At 56.2% G+C, this 16,047-nt stretch carries 13 protein-coding genes, 1 tRNA gene and 1 pseudogene; 4 read left to right on the forward strand and 11 right to left on the reverse strand.

Translation table 11 applies throughout. The features are described from left to right. The first annotated feature begins 1 nt into the window (after position 1). Together PQ467_RS01585 and PQ467_RS01590 are read left to right on the forward strand one after the other, a co-directional pair. Entirely contained in the window at positions 2 to 823 is an 822-nt protein-coding gene (locus PQ467_RS01585) for an ABC transporter permease (protein ID WP_274174823.1), read from the forward strand. A 14-nt stretch (positions 824 to 837) separates the two neighbouring features. Beyond that, positions 838 to 2,040 carry a lipopolysaccharide biosynthesis protein gene (locus tag PQ467_RS01590; RefSeq protein ID WP_274174824.1) on the forward strand — a complete coding sequence of 401 codons (1,203 nt, stop codon included), beginning with the start codon at positions 838 to 840 and terminating at the stop codon, positions 2,038 to 2,040. 38 nt (positions 2,041 to 2,078) lie between these two features. Here the strand turns inward: PQ467_RS01590 and PQ467_RS01595 are convergent, their stop codons facing one another. The 7 genes from PQ467_RS01595 to PQ467_RS01625 all read right to left on the reverse strand — a co-directional run bounded on the left by PQ467_RS01595 (position 2,079) and on the right by PQ467_RS01625 (position 11,963). Further along, a complete protein-coding gene (locus PQ467_RS01595; RefSeq protein ID WP_274174825.1) occupies positions 2,079 to 3,488 on the reverse strand; it encodes a glycosyl transferase family 90 in 1,410 nt (469 codons plus the stop codon). A 39-nt stretch (positions 3,489 to 3,527) separates the two neighbouring features. Then, entirely contained in the window at positions 3,528 to 4,214 is a 687-nt protein-coding gene (locus PQ467_RS01600; RefSeq protein WP_274174826.1) for a class I SAM-dependent methyltransferase, read from the reverse strand. A 13-nt stretch (positions 4,215 to 4,227) separates the two neighbouring features. After that, positions 4,228 to 6,402, reverse strand: coding sequence for a glycosyltransferase family 4 protein (locus tag PQ467_RS01605; RefSeq protein ID WP_274174827.1), 2,175 nt, complete (start codon positions 6,400 to 6,402; stop codon positions 4,228 to 4,230). A gap of 51 nt (positions 6,403 to 6,453) precedes the next feature. Next, entirely contained in the window at positions 6,454 to 7,746 is a 1,293-nt protein-coding gene (locus tag PQ467_RS01610) for a glycosyltransferase family 4 protein (RefSeq protein WP_274174828.1), read from the reverse strand. A 13-nt stretch (positions 7,747 to 7,759) separates the two neighbouring features. Beyond that, the gene (locus PQ467_RS01615; RefSeq protein ID WP_274174829.1) at positions 7,760 to 8,944 is read right to left on the reverse strand and encodes a polysaccharide biosynthesis/export family protein; all 1,185 of its coding nucleotides are present in this window, start codon (positions 8,942 to 8,944) and stop codon (positions 7,760 to 7,762) included. A 1,261-nt stretch (positions 8,945 to 10,205) separates the two neighbouring features. Continuing rightward, positions 10,206 to 11,123 (reverse strand): nucleotidyltransferase and HEPN domain-containing protein, encoded by a 918-nt coding sequence (locus PQ467_RS01620; protein ID WP_274174830.1) that lies wholly within the window; start codon positions 11,121 to 11,123, stop codon positions 10,206 to 10,208. Between the two features lie 297 nt (positions 11,124 to 11,420). Then, complete coding sequence (locus PQ467_RS01625; protein WP_274174831.1) at positions 11,421 to 11,963, reverse strand: hypothetical protein; 543 nt, start codon at positions 11,961 to 11,963, stop codon at positions 11,421 to 11,423. Between the two features lie 48 nt (positions 11,964 to 12,011). On the opposite strand from PQ467_RS01625, the gene PQ467_RS01630 reads away from it, so the two are divergent. After that, positions 12,012 to 12,227: a helix-turn-helix transcriptional regulator gene (locus PQ467_RS01630; RefSeq protein WP_274174832.1), complete on the forward strand. Its 216-nt coding sequence runs from the start codon at positions 12,012 to 12,014 to the stop codon at positions 12,225 to 12,227. A 91-nt stretch (positions 12,228 to 12,318) separates the two neighbouring features. On the opposite strand, the pseudogene PQ467_RS01635 reads toward PQ467_RS01630, so the two are convergent. Together PQ467_RS01635 and PQ467_RS01640 are read right to left on the reverse strand one after the other, a co-directional pair. Beyond that, a pseudogene (locus tag PQ467_RS01635) lies at positions 12,319 to 13,539 on the reverse strand (tyrosine-type recombinase/integrase); the annotation flags it as partial. A gap of 220 nt (positions 13,540 to 13,759) precedes the next feature. Further along, positions 13,760 to 13,846: transfer RNA gene (locus PQ467_RS01640), tRNA-Leu, on the reverse strand. A 225-nt stretch (positions 13,847 to 14,071) separates the two neighbouring features. On the opposite strand from PQ467_RS01640, the gene PQ467_RS01645 reads away from it, so the two are divergent. Further along, on the forward strand, positions 14,072 to 14,989 hold the full coding sequence (locus PQ467_RS01645; RefSeq protein ID WP_274174833.1) for an NAD-dependent epimerase/dehydratase family protein: 918 nt from the start codon (positions 14,072 to 14,074) through the stop codon (positions 14,987 to 14,989). Here PQ467_RS01645 and PQ467_RS01650 read toward each other — a convergent pair. Continuing rightward, positions 14,986 to 15,843, reverse strand: a complete 858-nt coding sequence (locus PQ467_RS01650) for a M23 family metallopeptidase (RefSeq protein WP_274174834.1) — start codon at positions 15,841 to 15,843, stop codon at positions 14,986 to 14,988. The genes PQ467_RS01645 and PQ467_RS01650 overlap by 4 nt on opposite strands. Then, a complete protein-coding gene (locus PQ467_RS01655; protein ID WP_274174835.1) occupies positions 15,840 to 16,040 on the reverse strand; it encodes a DUF2093 domain-containing protein in 201 nt (66 codons plus the stop codon). The genes PQ467_RS01650 and PQ467_RS01655 overlap by 4 nt, the downstream gene beginning before the upstream one ends. Positions 16,041 to 16,047: the final 7 nt, after the last annotated feature.

Consider the following 16,047-nt stretch of genomic DNA (forward strand, 5'->3'; position numbering starts at 1 on the left):
CATGGCTCAGAATATGACCACGGTTCGACGCTCCGCGCTGGCGGTGCTGCTCGATGGGCTGAGTGTACAGGCCGCTGTTATCAAGGCGCTGTTGGTTCGTGATTTGCAGGCGCGTTATGGGCGGCACAATATTGGCTACCTATGGGTCATAGGAGAGCCTTTTCTCCTCGCCTCGGTTATCACGCTTTTGCATACATTAGCCACGCATGGCGAAAAGACAGGGGGCATCGCGCCTTTCACTTTCATCCTGACCGGCTATTGTCTGTTCATGATCTTTCGCTCGGCCACCACGCGTGCCGATGGTGTACTACATGCCTCGGAGACATTGTTTTACCATCGGATGATCTCGCCGTTAGACGTGATGATTACGCAGGCGATCATTGATTTTCTGGCGGCTATTTCGGCGCTGGTGGTGCTACAAGGCATAGGAATGGCCTTAGGTTTGTCCTCTTTGCCTGCGCGGCCGATCTATTTGATCGGGGCTGTGTTGCTGTTGGGCTGGTCGACTTTCGCTTTAAGCCTGTTGGTCGCAACCTACTCCTACCGCAGCCCGCTGGTAGAACGGCTGGTGCATCCGGCGACCTATTTCGCCGGTCCGTTGAGCGGTGCGATGTTTTCCATGTCGTTTTTGCCCGCGTCGCTGCGGTCCTATATGGCGTGGAATCCATTGATGAGCATTTTTGAAATGGCGCGCTATGGTCAGTTTCAGGCCGCGTCAGACAAATGGATTTATGGCGAATATGCCATCGCGGTGGCGGTTTCGATGACATTTTGGGGATTGATAGAGATTCGGCGCATACGGCGCGAAATTCACGTCCCTTAATCGGGCGGTTCTGCTTGCCCCCTTTTTTCGATGAAACGGAGTCTTCGTTCGTGCATGGATTAATCCGCCCTAATGTGCCAGCTGGCGAAGAGCGCAAGCAGGACGGTCTGTGGGCGTTGGTACGCGCGGTCGTAAGAGAGAACCGGGCGTTTTGTCTTATCGTCATTCTGCCGACTCTGGTTTCGGCTCTCTATCTGGGGCTGTTTGCAGCCAACCAGTATGAATCGAGCGCCGATTTCATCGTTCGCCGCGCCGACAGTGTCGCCAGCAGCAGCAGCATGGGACAGATGCTGGGTTTTACACTTGGCGGAGGCGGGACAGGGCCTGATGCCGTGATGGTGCAGGAATACCTCCTCTCGCATGATGCCGTTGCCCAATTGAGCCGCAAGGGTGATCTTGTGAATGTGTTTCGCCGCCCTGAGGCAGACCTGCTAAGCGCGCTGTGGCCCGCACACCCGACGCCTGAGCGTCTGCTCGCTTTCTATCGTCGGCATGTCGATGTACAAGGCGATGAAACCAGCGGTATTCTGCATTTGACGGTTCACAGCTTTCGCCCTGAGGATTCCTATCGTATCGCCCATCAGCTGATTGATATGGGTGAACAACAGATCAATGCGATCAATGATCGTACTTATAACGACAATATTGCCTCATCTCAGCGTGAACTGAACCAGGCGCGTCAGCAATTGGCCGACATCCAAAGCAGTTTGACGAGCTATCGTCGGACACATGAAGACGTCGATCCGGAAAGCACGGGGCGGGCGCAATTGACGCTTGTCACCGGGCTGACGACCAACCTCGTTGATGCGCGGGCGCGCTTGCGGGCAATGGAGGGCGTCATCAGTCATGACAGTCCGCAATACCGCGCCATGACGCGCCAGGTTCAGGCCTTGGAAGCGCAAATCGCCGGGCAATCCAGCAAAATTGCCGGCCCGGATCATTCCGTCGCCAACCGTTTGTCGGACTACGAGCAATTGGTGATCCAGCGCGACGAAATCGCCAAAGTCTATGCGGAGGCAGCCGTTCATCTGCAATCCGCACAGGCCGAAGCCAGGCGCAAGCAATTGTACCTGATCCGCGTTATCCAGCCCAATATGCCCGTAAAGTCGGAATTTCCCAAGCGTTGGCAAACCATCGCTTCGATCTTTGCCGGGCTGTTCTTTGCCTATGCTATCGGCTGGCTGCTTTGGACGGGCGTCAAAGAGCACAGTATGTGATAGGAAAAGGCTCGCTTGCGGGACGAGCCTTTTCGTTATCAAACGATTTCGATGCGGATAGCTTCAAGTGGAGCATTTGTGGGTGACTGGCAGAGCGCGCCATTCGCCACCGGCCCAATTTCCTGACCATCTAGAAAGTGACCGTAATAGACGCACTCAGCCGAAGTACTGCTTTCGATAGCAAAACCGGTCAAACGCAAGGCCACTCCGCGCTCGCCAACAAAGCTGCAAGCTTCTGACCATGGGCTTCGCTTGCCAGTCTCATCAACAATCCTGTACCTAAGAGCAACTTGAGGTGGCGCGTCGATCTGGAACCCTTCAAGGGCGCGGCCTGATCCCGGCGCACCTATCCATTCACCGTCAGAAAACGTCACATCGCCCAGATTTGCTAAATGACCAATAGCGGTCAGTTTCAGTTTAGAGAATGTTCGCGCTTCTCTGGCAAAGCATGAAAAATAGGCGTTCAGCAGTTGGCCAGTATATGCGAGTGTGGGTTTCCTGGAGAGGAAGTCGGCATAAAACTTTTGGCCGTGGCGTGCAATATGACGGAACATTCCGGGACGCTGACGCTCCGCATGGATAACATTTAACACATCTTCGTCTTTATAAGCGGGAATATAATGGTACCATGGTCGCAATGCATCGAAGTAATAAAGTTGATGAGGAGAAAGATATTTAATTGGTACGGAATTGCTTTTTAGACCGATTACCACCCGTGAACAGGTTGCGCCGTTACCATCCATAGTCAGCAGGAATTTATGCTCAAACTGTTCGGCCCAGTCGCCCGGGCCAACGCCAAATCCAAGCGCTTCAATTGCCTGATGTGCCTCGGGCGTCAGGCATTGGCAAATCATGGGGAGACGGAATTCTACCTCTGGTTTGTCGCGGAAAAACACCCCGGAACGAAGGCGCTGACTAACCAACGCTGCGACCGATTCCTCAGAATGTGCCATTCCGGTCGTGGCGCCGATGAAAATACCCGACGACGATTTATCATCGTATTGCCGCGTATCATCTTGCGCATCTTCATAGAAATTAAACTGAAGTGTATCGATATCTGGTAAAAGTATCAAATTTGAACCGAATTTCTTTTGAAAAGAAAAAATTGGAAAATCTTTGCTTTCTTCGGCAAGATCTTCGAGGGACATGGCTAATGTGCCCTCAAATAGAAAATTGCCCTCAGCCAGAACCATACGAAATAAATGCAAGTACCATGGTGCTCTTACGTGCATGCCAAGTGGTTGATCCCAATCGACTCCCGGCTTAGGTAAAAGTTCGACGCCGCCATCAAAAAATTTATAGACAAAGATGTCTTTTCTTGTCTCGTTCAATTGCAGAAAAATTTGTTCAGAATATGCGTATCCGGGGTTCCGGGCAATCCAATAGGAAATCTGCGCCGTGACGAAGCTCGAAATAATTTCTACAGTGCTATCATTTGCAAAGTTCATGGCGCAAATAAATCCGATTATTATAAATTTTATATAATATCATTTATTTATTTCGGAGATTCTTTTCTTAATATCAACGAAAGGCTGGTAATTGTAAGCCGCCGATTGAAGGTGGACTTCCTTAAATTCGAAGGCTGCCACAGTCGCAACATCTGCAGGCTGCTGAGTCAATGCGCGCGTTGCACGCCATAGGACCGTTTGTCCGTGGTTTTCTTGAACTGTAGCATAGCTAAACGATGCCAGATAATCACGGATGAAGAATACCAACCGATAGACATCTCCCATCCATGCGGGATAGTCGTCTCCGAGTCCTGCGCGAACGAGAAAGAATTCGTCCATACTTGGCAATGAGGCGTGATAAGAAGATGGGCGCACATCGTCGACGATGATGGCACCGCCCGGCTTGAGGCGCGCGATGGCATTGAGCAAGTCACGCAAGGTTTGGTCGAACGTGTGAAGGCCGTCGACGAAAATGACGTCAAACATATCATTGGCTCCGGCCTGCGATGCAAAATAATCGTCGCTGGGAACCTGATGATAGGCTGCGTTCGCATTGGCAGGATCGGCTTGCGCCTCTTCAAGATTAAAACGGAATGCAGGATCGACCGCAACTTTGCGAGCTGCGTTAAGACTATGAAAGGTAAATCCTTCACAAACGCCAATTTCAAGATAACTGGGTTCACTGTACATATCAAGTAAGCCCTGAATGACCTCATTGCGCTCCATTTTTATAATCCTCTTAACGTCCAGAAGCCGAGAAAATTATTTGCTTCATGGTTATGCTTTCTTCCAAACTATTGTTGGTTCGGCAATAGGTGAGAGCACTCCATCCAATATATTGTTGGCGGTCACCATTAGAAAATTTTCCGCGTGCGAGAAGCTTCAGGCGTATTTCGCCCCCGGTTCTGACGGTTGTGGTCAACCGATAAAACGTCGGATGCTGGCTCAGGCTGATCGTGACCGTGTCGGCGCCATCGTCGATCAGGGCGATGGGATTGCAGTCGCCGCTTGGCGGACGGTGTAGCCTCAGAAAAACGTCAGCCTTTTCGCCTTCTGCCAGATGGGTGCGAAAGGCGATCTCGCTGCGTCGATCCGAACTCCAGGTCCCCCAGTCGTCGCACGCATGCCAATTATGGGCGCGTGCGGCGCGGAAAGTGATGATGGGGCGTTTTTCCGCTGCGGCTACCAAGACGTCGTAGTTACCGCCAATCAACAACTCGCAGGCGGGCAGCAGCGGCAGTGAGGCTACGGGGTCAACCGGCCTTGCCTCGGCGCAAGCAATCGTGGCGCTGTAGAATTCAGAACAGAAATCGCTCCACCGCTTCGGTTTGAAATCGTTGGTGATCCGCTCCTGCCATTGGCGCAGATCGTTGCGGTCTATGATTGGTTGGCGGATGACAGGCAGAGCGGTTTCCCAATCGAACGGATCGAAATAGCGCACGAAGTCGCGGCCCACTTCCGGCATGGCGGTCGTCGCGGACGCGATGCATGGTTTGCCATAGGCAAGGCTTTCGCCGATCGGCAGGCCAAAGCCTTCGGCAAAGCTGGGATAGACGGTGAACATGGAGCTTTTATACAGCGCTTCCATCGTCACATCGGAAATGCCGTTAAAGATGAAAAGCCAGTCATTTTCATAGCCTTGTTCATCGATGTAATGGTGCAATTCGTCAATCTGCCAACCCCATTTGCCAACAAACACAAGGTAGGGGGCCGCATCGCCCATTTCTTCGCGCAATTGTTCCCATACGCGGATTAGCAGCTTGTGATTTTTGCGGACCTCGATTGTCGAGACAACCAGAACATAATCATGTTCAAGCACAAATTGCAGTTTGGGGTCGTCAAGGTCTGCTGAAGAAGACGCTTGTGCCAAGCCTAGTTCTGTTGGCAAAAGGACATCCTGAACAGGCAGATCAAGCTGCTTTGTTTCGCGCAAGTAGAGCTCGACATCGTCGCGGACATAGCGCGAATTGGTCAGCACAAAATCGCACAATTCCAAGGCGTCAGACAACTGGATATTAAACCGGTCGACAGCGTCCGGCATCACGTAATCCTTGTTCCTGATTTGAATCAGGTCATGGATGAACAATCCGAATTTCATGCCGTGGCGCCGCAATTCCGCCACCCTGTCGTACCGGCTGACGATCCAGAACGCGCCGGCAATCATAAAGATGTCCCCCGCCGAGGGATGCACCACCGAGCGCTGGCCTTCGATGGCTTTGACGTTGCGCAGCACCTCATCGCGGTGCACATGGGGTTGGTGGAACAGCTTGACGAGTTGAATGAAGCTGTCGTAGCGAACAGCCAAAAAGCGACCCGTGTCATATTCCGGCATCACCGGAACCACCCGATAGCCTTGGAGCTGCATCTCTTCGACGCTCAGCATCAAATTACCGCAAACACGCTGAATACCGCTCAGGCTTACATTATGCCGCGCGTAATCGATGAAATCGGTGACGTCGAACCAGATCGTCCGTAAGGAGTTTCCACTCTGGGCCAGATCGACGCCTGCGACTGCCCGGCCCCCGCTGATTTCGATTTCATGCTGGGCGTGGTGATTGGTGGGATCCAGATTGAAAGCTTGTTGATAGGCCCATGCTGATGCAGGGGTGTTGCCCATCAACTTATAAAGGTGGCCGCGCTGGAGATAGAGGTCGGAATTACGGTCGTTGATTTGCAGAGCAGCATCATAAGCTGCCAAGGCTTCATCATAGCGACGAGCTTCCTTCAGGCAATTGCCCAATTGCACGATGTAGCCGAAGGTCAGCTTGTTTCTGCCAACGGCATCAAGGAATTGGGTGTAAAGATCAGCTGCGGCATTCCAATTTCCGCGATCACGCTGCTCATTGGCCGAACGGGCAAAGTTAATTTTGCTCAGAAGATTGAGTTTATTGTACAAATTAAACCCCTTCGTCATGCCGAAATCCCCAATTTCTGCATAATTGATCTCTAAAAATGCAGAAAAATTTCAAAGGCCCAGTTTTCGGTAAATCCCGTTCAATTTTTCAGAGAAGGCCTGGTCGCTGAACTTTTCCGCTTGCGCCAACCCCGCCGCCGACAACTGAGCAACAAGCGCATCATCCTCATCCATCCGACGGATTGCGCTGGCCATCGCGCTGGTGTCATAGGGGTCAACCAACAAGCCGCCTTCACCGATTACTTCCGGCAGCGAACTGGTGGTTGAACCAAGTACTGGCGTACCTAGCTGAATCGCTTCAAGGGCAGGCAAGCCAAAGCCTTCATAAAGGGAAGGAAACATTACCGCTCGTGCCGAACGAACCAAACGAAAAAGCAAATCGCGAGGCAGATAGCGCAATTGCACGATTTGCTGCTCAGGCTTGCGACCATAAACTGTTCCGCCTGCGCCCAAAGCACCGGTTGCCTCCGCCATGCCCCAATCGCGTGATGATACGATCACCAGCGGTTTGCGCGTGTTAGAGGCAAGATAAGCATCGACGATGCGGCCAAGATTCTTCTTGGGATCGGCCGCGCCAAAAAACAGGAAAAACCCGCGAGGCGGCAGATCGAACAGGCTCTTGATCATCGCGTGATCCTGCTCCTCGCTCGAAGCCTTGATCGCGTCGGGCAAGGGGCTGGATTGATATGTATTGGTGACGCTATCGGGATCAACATCAAACATCGAGATGATGTCATTGCGACTGGCTTCTGACACAGTGGCGATGTGGTCAGCCTTGCGCGTGATGGTCGAAATCAAATTGCGGTAGTATGTTTTGTTGTCCCGCGTCGTATGCGGCAGCTTCAACGGCACCAGATCGTGCAGCGTGTAAACATTCCGGCTGCCTGCCATGCGCACCGGTACAGGATAGGTCCAGTGCATAACCGCCGGGGGATTGGGCATATGCACCGTGGTCATCATGCCAAGCCCTTGAAACCGCACCTCGGCCAATTCAAACAGAAGTGGACTGGTCCAAAGAGCTGAAAACGCGGGCCAGCGCGTTCCAAAACCTCGCTTGTCGACATGGTCGGTCAAATGCACCGGCACCATTCGCGGCCCTGTTACCGGGGTCCGTACCAGCCCATTGATCGCCCGCTTATAGGTCAGCCCGCGCTTGTCACCTTGGCCAAAGCGTTCAAAGAAAAGAGATTCGCGTGCATCCGGCATCGTTCCGGGGTCAATGCCGAATACGCCCTCGACGTTGTGTCCGCTCGCGCTCAAAACCTTGGCCATCGCGGCCCCATAGGTTGCAACGCCCGTGCCATCAGGAATGGCCAGGTTGAACCCGTCAATACCGATCCGCAAGCTCAATTTCCCTCTATTGCGCTGCGTAGCGCACGGCCATCACCGGGCTAAACAGGTTGCTCAGCAGATTTACAAATTTCTGCGTCATGCTGCCCGACGAGTTGGCAAATAAGATGACATCCTTGTCCCGCATCATGAATTTTTGCGCAAGGAAATAGGATTGCGTCTTCATCATGTTCAACTGATAAACCACCGGCCTCGGCTTGCCGTCGGCGCCTTGCTCATAGCGGCAAAGGAACACTCCGCGCGGATTGGCCCGGTTGTCCGACGGCCCGGTAACGCGGGCGATGGCTTCAGCCAGACTGATGTCTTTCGCTTCGAAATAGACCTGGTTGATCTTGTCGCTGGATCCAAAGACCGTATAGCTGGGCCGGACGCGAACTAGTTCGATGCGGTCGCCCGGATTAAGCGGAATGTCGGCGACGTCGCCGGGATTGATCTGGTTCAAACGCACCGCAACCTCGTTCTGGCCTCGGCGCAGATGGATCTCAATTTCGTTGCGGTCCACCAGACTACCTCCGGCCAGTGTGATGGCGTCAAGCAGTCGTTCATGCGCAGCAGTAATGCGATAGCGCCCTGATTTGGCGATAGCGCCCCCGACATAAACAACGTTTTTCAACGTTTGTGTAATTGCGACGTTGACCTCTGGACTTTCCGACATTGTTTTGAGGCGACGGCGGATAACCGCAGCCAATTCTTCGGGATAAGCACCAGCGGCACGAACGGTGCCCACATAGGGGATATCAATGAAGCCATCTTCGCGCACTTCAATCGAAAGCGCCTGCGTTGCAACCGAGGGCGTGCGCGGTGCGGCCCCGCCGCCCGGTACCAACATCGACCCGCCCCCGAAAAGGCTCACTCCGACTTCGAACACTGAAATGCCCAACGTATCGCCGGGCCGGATCATATCCGCGCGATCGGGATGGGATGCTTGCGCTAGTGTGGCCATGGTCTGGAGGCCTGGATCCTGCGCAGGCAGCGATTGGACCGGCGTTGAACCATCAATCTGAACCAGATCAAACGGCAACGTGGGCTGCGTTGAACGGGCCTCTTTATGCACCTGATTGACCGTTGGTCCGCTTGAGGGCAGGCCAGCACAGGCGGTCAACAAAAGCGGCGCTAATCCGACCGCTAAACGATGAAGCGACAACGCAGGAGAGCCGGAGCCGGTCTGTCGATGTCTGGAATATCTGGTCATGTCGCGGCTTTGCCAATTGTCAGAAGCCGGGGCAAGGAAATTTAGTTTCGGCCGAAACTGAAATCTCACTTTTGCAAGACGCACGACTGAGCGGAAAATAGGCACAAATATAAGGGTTAACCCGTCGAAGCCCTTTGTCTGAGTCTGATAGGCGCCCCGCTTCTTTCTATAGCCTCGGGTGGTTCAAACCCCTTGTTGCCAGGCAATATCGCAAATCCGTAATTAGCTGCCAGGGTGGCTTCGGCGCACGCTGTACATTTGAACAAATGTCAGTCCCCTCGTGCGGAGTTGTTGGCCGAGCCAATAAAGTAAGTGAATCGCTTCGGGTGGGGACGCTGCCGGTTGCTTGATCGCATCAGGATGAGGCGCAGCGTTAGCGGCTAAAGCGGAACGACCACCAACACGTGGGCATATTTCAGGGGTTTTGTCTATCCTCCCGACCGCTGGCCGGGAGTGCAAATGGTGCCAGGAGAGGACTCGAAATAAATAAGTAATTAATTGATAGTAAAAAATAATAACGATTTGATTTTTCTCTATGGCACAAAATATGGCACCAAAATATTTCAAAGAAGAGGTTCGAGTTCTAAATTATCCATCTCGCATTCATGCTAGGTTCTGCTTTGGGTTGTTTCAAGGGGTTTCATGCGGTATTATTATGAGGAAGCATTCGTATTTAAAATTCTATTTCCTACGGAAGAAGTGAAGCGTTTGCGCTGCACGCTTTTGGATTCGCTAGTGCGCGGCATGGACAGGACGCGTCCGGACGAAAATTACCGAATCTCTCCTTACTTAGTCCTACCTGATTTTTGATCACGAATGCCTATCGAGGGTGGCCCCTCCGGAACGTCTCCTTCGAGACGCGAATGGTGGTAAGCGGCCGTTGTAAGTAGCCGAATTGACGGAGAACTCGGGCAGGTCAGACGTACCGATCAATGATGAATGGTGAGCTTGCTCCGATCTTCACGTGCCAGACTAGATAGACGGAGAGCGCTGTGCTACCGTTTCCGGCGATATGAGTGTTTATGTAGATAGCGCCATCCACTCTATGCGCGGGAGGCGGTGAGTGTCGCGGAGGTGGAAATCGCTCTGGCGCGGGCTCTGAGCAAGCTAACCGAGGGGCTGGAGGAGCCCTGACAGCAAGGTGGCCAGCATGGAAGCAGGACAGGCGCGGAAAGGGTGTTGAGAGGCTGCGTATCGCCCCGTGGCGTGGGCGTAGGGGGCGAAAGCGGAGCAGATTGAAGGGGTGATGGCCAACAGGCCATCACCCCTTCACAGCAGCTTCCAGCGCGGTCAGACGTTCGGTGCAGATGGTGTGAACGATGCGGCCAAGTACCTCGACCCGCTCCCCCAGCCATGCCAGTTCCTCGGCGGTGACCCGGTAATGTTTGGAGTAGCGCGCTTTGACGTAAGCGTCTTTTAGCTTCTCGAACAGGGCCCGGTCCTTGCGCAATTCGCGGGGCCATGCCTCCACCAGCCGTAGGTCCAGCCGTTCGGCCTGGGTGCGCAGGAAGATGATATTGTGGTTATGTGGCGCGTACGCCGTGCAAACGAGCATCAGGCAATTGTACAATCTTTCAGTGGCTTGATGCAGCTCAAATGCAGCCTTCTTGTATCTCCCTTTGTCGAGGTTCGAGCGGAAGTCGTCAAAGAACTCAGCTGAGCTTGGAAACCAGTCCTCAAAATACTCCCGTGCCATATCGAGATTGGCCTGCGGTGTTCTGGGCATCGGCCTTGCCAGCTCACGGTCATCAGACTCGTAGATCGCGATGCCTTCGTTTGCGATGTCCATGAAGAAGAACCGCCCATGGGCGAGGCCGTCATTCACCTGCTGGAGCGAATGAACGATGAAATTTACCGGGGTCCGCAACCGCCCTGCGATCATCTCCTCGATCAGGCGTTCATCCGCGCGGGTCCAGTAGGCGGCCCGGTCAGCCAGTTCCTTCTGGCTAACGATGATCAGCAGGTCGAAGTCAGAACGGTAGCCTTTGGCGGTATGAGGTTCATCCACCCAGCCGCCGCGCGCATGACTACCATATAGAAGAATCTTGACGATCTTCCCCGTTTTGCGCCTGCCGGTCGCTTCCACGTGGGCACCGTCGAATTCCTCGAACAGCAGTTGCACCACGCGGTCGAGTTCGCGCTGCTTGTGGGCCGGCAGATGATCGAGATCGGTCTTCATCACCTCATCCTAACAACATCTTGCATGGCCCGCGCAACTGAATTGGTCAGGGGCAAAAAGGGTGCCTCGCTCCAGCATGGCCTTCCGATCCCCAGGACACGCGGGGATTTGCTCCGAGGGGCTTTGTCATCGGCCTTGTCATCGCCAAAGCCACCCAAAGGCGCCGCCCCTGACATCGACGAATCATTCCATAAAGCCAGTGGTTTGCCCACCCCTGAAAGTTTTTTGCAGGCGCATGGGACAGGCCCATGCGGAAGATCGGACGCACGCCCAAAGCGGGCGTAAGTGTAATGGACCCTACGCACGGGTGCTGCTGCCAATTTCAGCATCAAAATCAGCCTCTTGAGGCTGTAATGCGCGTGGGACGGATTTTCGGTGCTGCGTTGTACAGTGCACACAAGCTTCAGGGTGCATGGTGCCAACAAGCTGAAAGAAAACCGTTTTTTTGTAATACATGTACCACCCGGCATTGCAGGCCTTTGGTTGAGAAAGGGAATGCGACCTCGGAAAGATCGGCCCCTCCCGAGGTGTTGTGGGGCCCGGGATCGCGCTGTGCGCCGGGATGCTGAGCTTGAAATGAAGGCCATGCACCTGTATCTTCAACAGCGCTTCATGACCCCGGCGAAGGTTTCCCCCTAAGGAGGCCTTACCCATGTTCAGAATGAATTTCAGTCCTGACAGATCGCTGCCCATCGCGTGGATGCGATGTGCTCGTGGCGCCAATCTTTCCTTATCAAGTCTGGTTCGGCGGTGGCTCGACCAAGCATGGCTGCACATGATGGGCGCTATGCTTTGCGACAGCGGCGCATCCCAACGAAGCGTACCCTGCACGCTCACCATGCTGCTCCTGACTTCTTGGGGGCAGGTCTTGCAAAAAGGATCTGCCCAATGACCAGCAACGAACGCATCATTCGTCTGAAAACCGTTCTGGCCCGAACGGGGCTGTCGCGCTCGACCGTCTATCGCAAGATCGCGGACGGCACCTTTCCCCGGCAGGTGCCGATCAGTACACGCGGCACCGGCTGGCATGAGTCGACCATCAATCAATGGATCCATGACCCGGCGGGCTGGCAGGCCGCCAGCGCCGGGACAATGCAGCCGTGAGACTGTCATAACCTGCCTGTGGGCAAATCACGTGACCGGCCTTGGCGGACCAGCCGGTCATGCGAAGCCAGCCCTGGACCGACTGCTTTCTTCATGCGCAAGCCTTCCCTGACAGGGAAGGCTTGCTGCTTTTCGAAGCTCGCAGTTGGTCGAGATGATCGCTCCACCACTGGTGCATTGCCACGCGCTCATCCCAGTAGCGGCCCCGGTTATATATCCCGCGAATGGTGTTCGGGTCTGCATGGGCAAGCGAGCGTTCGATGGCATCAGGATTCCATTTCCCGCTTTCATTAAGCAGGGTCGATGCGGTGGTACGTAGTCCATGCGGCGTCACTTCACCCGGCCCGTAGCCCATCCGGCGAAACGCCTGATTGATTGTATTTTCGCTTAAAGGTCGCCGCGAAGTGTGGAAGGCGGGAAATACAAAGCCCTTTGGTCCCGTGAGTGGCAAAAGTTCAGACAGATAAGCCATTACCTGTCGGGACAGAGGAACCTCATGGGGCAGACGCATCTTCATTCGCTCCGCAGGAACCTTCCAGACGGCTTCCTCAAGATCGAATTCCGACCATTCGGCCAGTCGCAATTCACCGGGACGCACCATCACATGCGGGGCAATCTGCATCGCAATGCGGGTGACGGTATGGCCGGAATAGGCGTCGATGGCGCGCAAAAGTTCGCCGACCTGCACAGGCTCCAGAATAGCCGCCTGATGCTTTGCCTTGGGCGTAATCAGCGCGCCGCGCAGAATCGATGTCGGATCGGTTTCGCCGCGCCCGGTCGCCACCGCATAGCGAAAAACCCGACTGGCAAACGAACGGCAGCGCCGCGCGGTTTCATGCTTGCCCTTGGCCTCAAGCCGCTTGAGCGCACCCAGCACTTCGAGCGGCTTCAATTCCGCCAGCGGGCGATCGGCAATCGGCTCCAGTTGCTCCAGCAGCCAGTTTGCCTTGGTCGTCGTTGTATCCGCGCAACCCTCCGCCACCATCTTGTCGATATATTCCTTGGCAATATCGCCGAAGCTGTTAGCCGCCTTGAACGCAGCTACCAGCTTGTCATGCTTGCGCTCAGCTAGCGGATCGCTTCCGGCCTCCAGTTTCCGTCTGGCATCGTCGCTTCTGCGCCTCGCGTCGGCAAGGCCGACCTCGGGATAGCGTCCCAGCGCCAGACACTTCTGCTTGCCCATATGGCAATATTTGTAGCGCCACAGCTTCGATCCATTGGGATTGATTTCGAGATAGAGGCCCCGGTCATCGGTGCATTGATAGGTCTTGTCCGCAGGGCGAAGATTGCGGATCTGGAGTTCCTTGAGCGCCGCGGCAAAGCTCCTCGGCTGGTGCGGGAACTACCTGACCGGGCAATCAGAGGGCCATGGTGCCATCAGATTCAGGGTGGTGCCATCTGGCCCCCCTCATGGCACCATATGGCCCCGGGCAGCCTGAAATAGCCTGACACGCCTCGGGGGTGGTGAGATTCAAAAACCGCAAATTTTTGGGTGTTTGTCGATCCTCCCGGCCGCTGGCCGGGAGTGCAAATGGTGCCCAGGAGAGGACTCGAACCTCCACGCCCTTGCGAGCGCTAGCACCTGAAGCTAGTGCGTCTACCAATTCCGCCACCTGGGCACATTTGCTTTTTGGCGCCGAGGCTTAGCGTCCTTTCGGTTGCTGCCCGCGCCGGGTAGGACCGCGCCTCTAAGCGGACCTTCGAATCCTGTCAACGCAAAAAGATCACTTTTTTCGCGAAACTGAAAAGTTTTTTTGGGCGGCGCGGATTTGCCCTTCCGGCCCGATTGCGCCGGGCCGCACGCCATACCATCTTAAAACTCCCTAAATGCTGGAGTTGCGACCATGAGTGACGTTTTGCGCGATGTCTTGGTGGTGGTTACCGGCGGTGGCGGATTTGTGGGCCGGCATCTGGCGCATGCCTTGCTGCGCAGCGGGGCGCGTTTGCGAATCGTTTCGCGCCATCCGGAAAAGGCATGGATGATTCGCGGGCAGGGCGATCCGGGGCAGGTGGAATTTGCCCGCGCCGACCTGCGCGACGGGGCCGCCGTGGCGCGGGCCTTGTCGGGGGCGGACGGCGTGGTCAATCTGGTGGGGCTGTTTTCCGGGCCTCTGGACGCGGTTCAGGGGCGCGGGGTGGAAGGCCTTGCACGTGCCGCAAGGGAGGCCGGAGCGGGGGCCTTTGTCCATATTTCGGCCATTGGCGCCGATGCGGCCTCGCCGGTGCCCTATGCGGCCAGCAAGGCGGCGGGCGAACAGGCCGCGCTGGCCGGGTTTGCCGGGGCCACGATCCTGCGCCCCAGCGTCATTTTTGGCCAGGACGACAATTTCCTCAATATGTTTGCGCGGATGATGGGGATGGTGAAGGCCTTGCCGCTGCCCGCGCTGTTGCCGGTGTTTGTGCCGGAAGGCTTGCTCCAGCCTGTGCTGGTCGATGATGTGGCGCGGGCGATTGCAGCGGCTCTGGCCGATCCAAAGCGGCATGGCGGACATACCTATGAGTTGGGCGGGCCGGAGGTGGTGACCATGCTGGAGCTGAACCAGCGCATCGCGCAGGCGGTGGGGGGCGGCATTCATCTGCTGCCGATGCCCGATCTGGGCGCGCGGATCTTTGCCGCCTTGCCGGGTACACCGATTTCCGCCGATCAGATCACCCTGCTCAAGGCGGGCAGCGTGGTGGCCGATGGCGCGCAGGGCTTTGCTGCGCTGGGCCTCTCTCCGCGCCCGATGGGCCTCTATCTCGACCGCTGGTTCAGGCCCTAGCCCTTCGCAGGCACCATCGCCCCGGCAAACAGCATCGGGTCCAGCCGCGCCTCGCGCCAGCGCATGCCCCAATGCAGATGCGGCCCCGTCGCACGCCCGGTCATGCCCACCTTGCCGATGGGCTGGGTCTGGCTGACCCGCTCGCCCTCGCGCACCAGCAGTTCGCTGGAATGCAGAAACGCACTGACCAGCCCCATGCCATGGTCGATCATCAACAGATTGCCCTCCAGCGTGAAGGGTTTTTCCGCCGCCAGCACCACCACCCCATCGGCGGGGGCCAGATAGGGCGTACCGGCGGGCATGGCGACATCGCTGCCCGAATGATAGGAGCCGGGCGTGCCGCGATAGACGCGCTGGGATCCAAACAGCCCCGAAATCCGCCCTTTGACCGGCCAGATGAAGGACTGCTGCCAGCCTTCGGACAAAGCCCCCGCGTGGCGCGCGGCGTCGATGCGGGCCACTTCCTCGGCGCGGATGCGGGCATAGTCGCCTTCGGGAATGGCGGGCGGGCGAAAGGGGGCGTTGACCTGTTCGATCCGCCATGCGCGTGGGGCAATGTCCAGCCCCAGCAAGGCCTGCGCCCCGCCCGGCGCCACGGCGGTCAGCTTTGCCACCGGCCCCGCATCCCGGTCAAAGGCGACCAGAAAGCGCCCCAGCGGATCGGTAGGCAGCGCCGCCCCGTCCAGAGCAACCTGCCAGCCCTTGGGGGCCAGCCCCTGCGCCCATCCGCCCTGCGTGGTTTCGCCGCGCGGAAAGGTGATCGGGCCAATGTCGAGCGTAAACGCGCGGGCGGCCACCGGGGCGGACACCGGCATCGCCGCCAGACCGCCCAACACCGCGCGTCGACTGATCATTGCCCCAGCAGGCGCTTCGTTGCCAGTTCGGGCGAGGCATAGGCCTCCTGATGCTCGACGCTCCAATAGCGCAGCGACTCAAGCGGGATGGCCTCGCCCGAGACGGCGCAGACGACATGGTTGCCGCGCGAGAGCATGGTGAAACCATTGGGTTCATAGCGCAGCACCGCCGCGCGATCCGGGGAGTTCATCAACATGGGGCCT

This window comes from Novosphingobium sp. KACC 22771 (genome assembly GCF_028736195.1).
Classification (GTDB): Bacteria; Pseudomonadota; Alphaproteobacteria; order Sphingomonadales; family Sphingomonadaceae; genus Novosphingobium.

Coding starts and splice junctions, on each gene's coding strand:
- PQ467_RS01615 (WP_274174829.1), bottom strand. CDS start 8,944: ATGACCAGATATTCCAGACATCGACAGACCGGCTCCGGCTCTCCTGCG.
- PQ467_RS01595 (WP_274174825.1), bottom strand. CDS start 3,488: ATGAACTTTGCAAATGATAGCACTGTAGAAATTATTTCGAGCTTCGTC.
- PQ467_RS01630 (WP_274174832.1), top strand. CDS start 12,012: ATGACCAGCAACGAACGCATCATTCGTCTGAAAACCGTTCTGGCCCGA.
- PQ467_RS01625 (WP_274174831.1), bottom strand. CDS start 11,963: ATGGTGAGCGTGCAGGGTACGCTTCGTTGGGATGCGCCGCTGTCGCAA.
- PQ467_RS01655 (WP_274174835.1), bottom strand. CDS start 16,040: ATGTTGATGAACTCCCCGGATCGCGCGGCGGTGCTGCGCTATGAACCC.
- PQ467_RS01605 (WP_274174827.1), bottom strand. CDS start 6,402: ATGACGAAGGGGTTTAATTTGTACAATAAACTCAATCTTCTGAGCAAA.
- PQ467_RS01585 (WP_274174823.1), top strand. CDS start 2: ATGGCTCAGAATATGACCACGGTTCGACGCTCCGCGCTGGCGGTGCTG.
- PQ467_RS01620 (WP_274174830.1), bottom strand. CDS start 11,123: ATGAAGACCGATCTCGATCATCTGCCGGCCCACAAGCAGCGCGAACTC.
- PQ467_RS01645 (WP_274174833.1), top strand. CDS start 14,072: ATGAGTGACGTTTTGCGCGATGTCTTGGTGGTGGTTACCGGCGGTGGC.
- PQ467_RS01600 (WP_274174826.1), bottom strand. CDS start 4,214: ATGGAGCGCAATGAGGTCATTCAGGGCTTACTTGATATGTACAGTGAA.
- PQ467_RS01650 (WP_274174834.1), bottom strand. CDS start 15,843: ATGATCAGTCGACGCGCGGTGTTGGGCGGTCTGGCGGCGATGCCGGTG.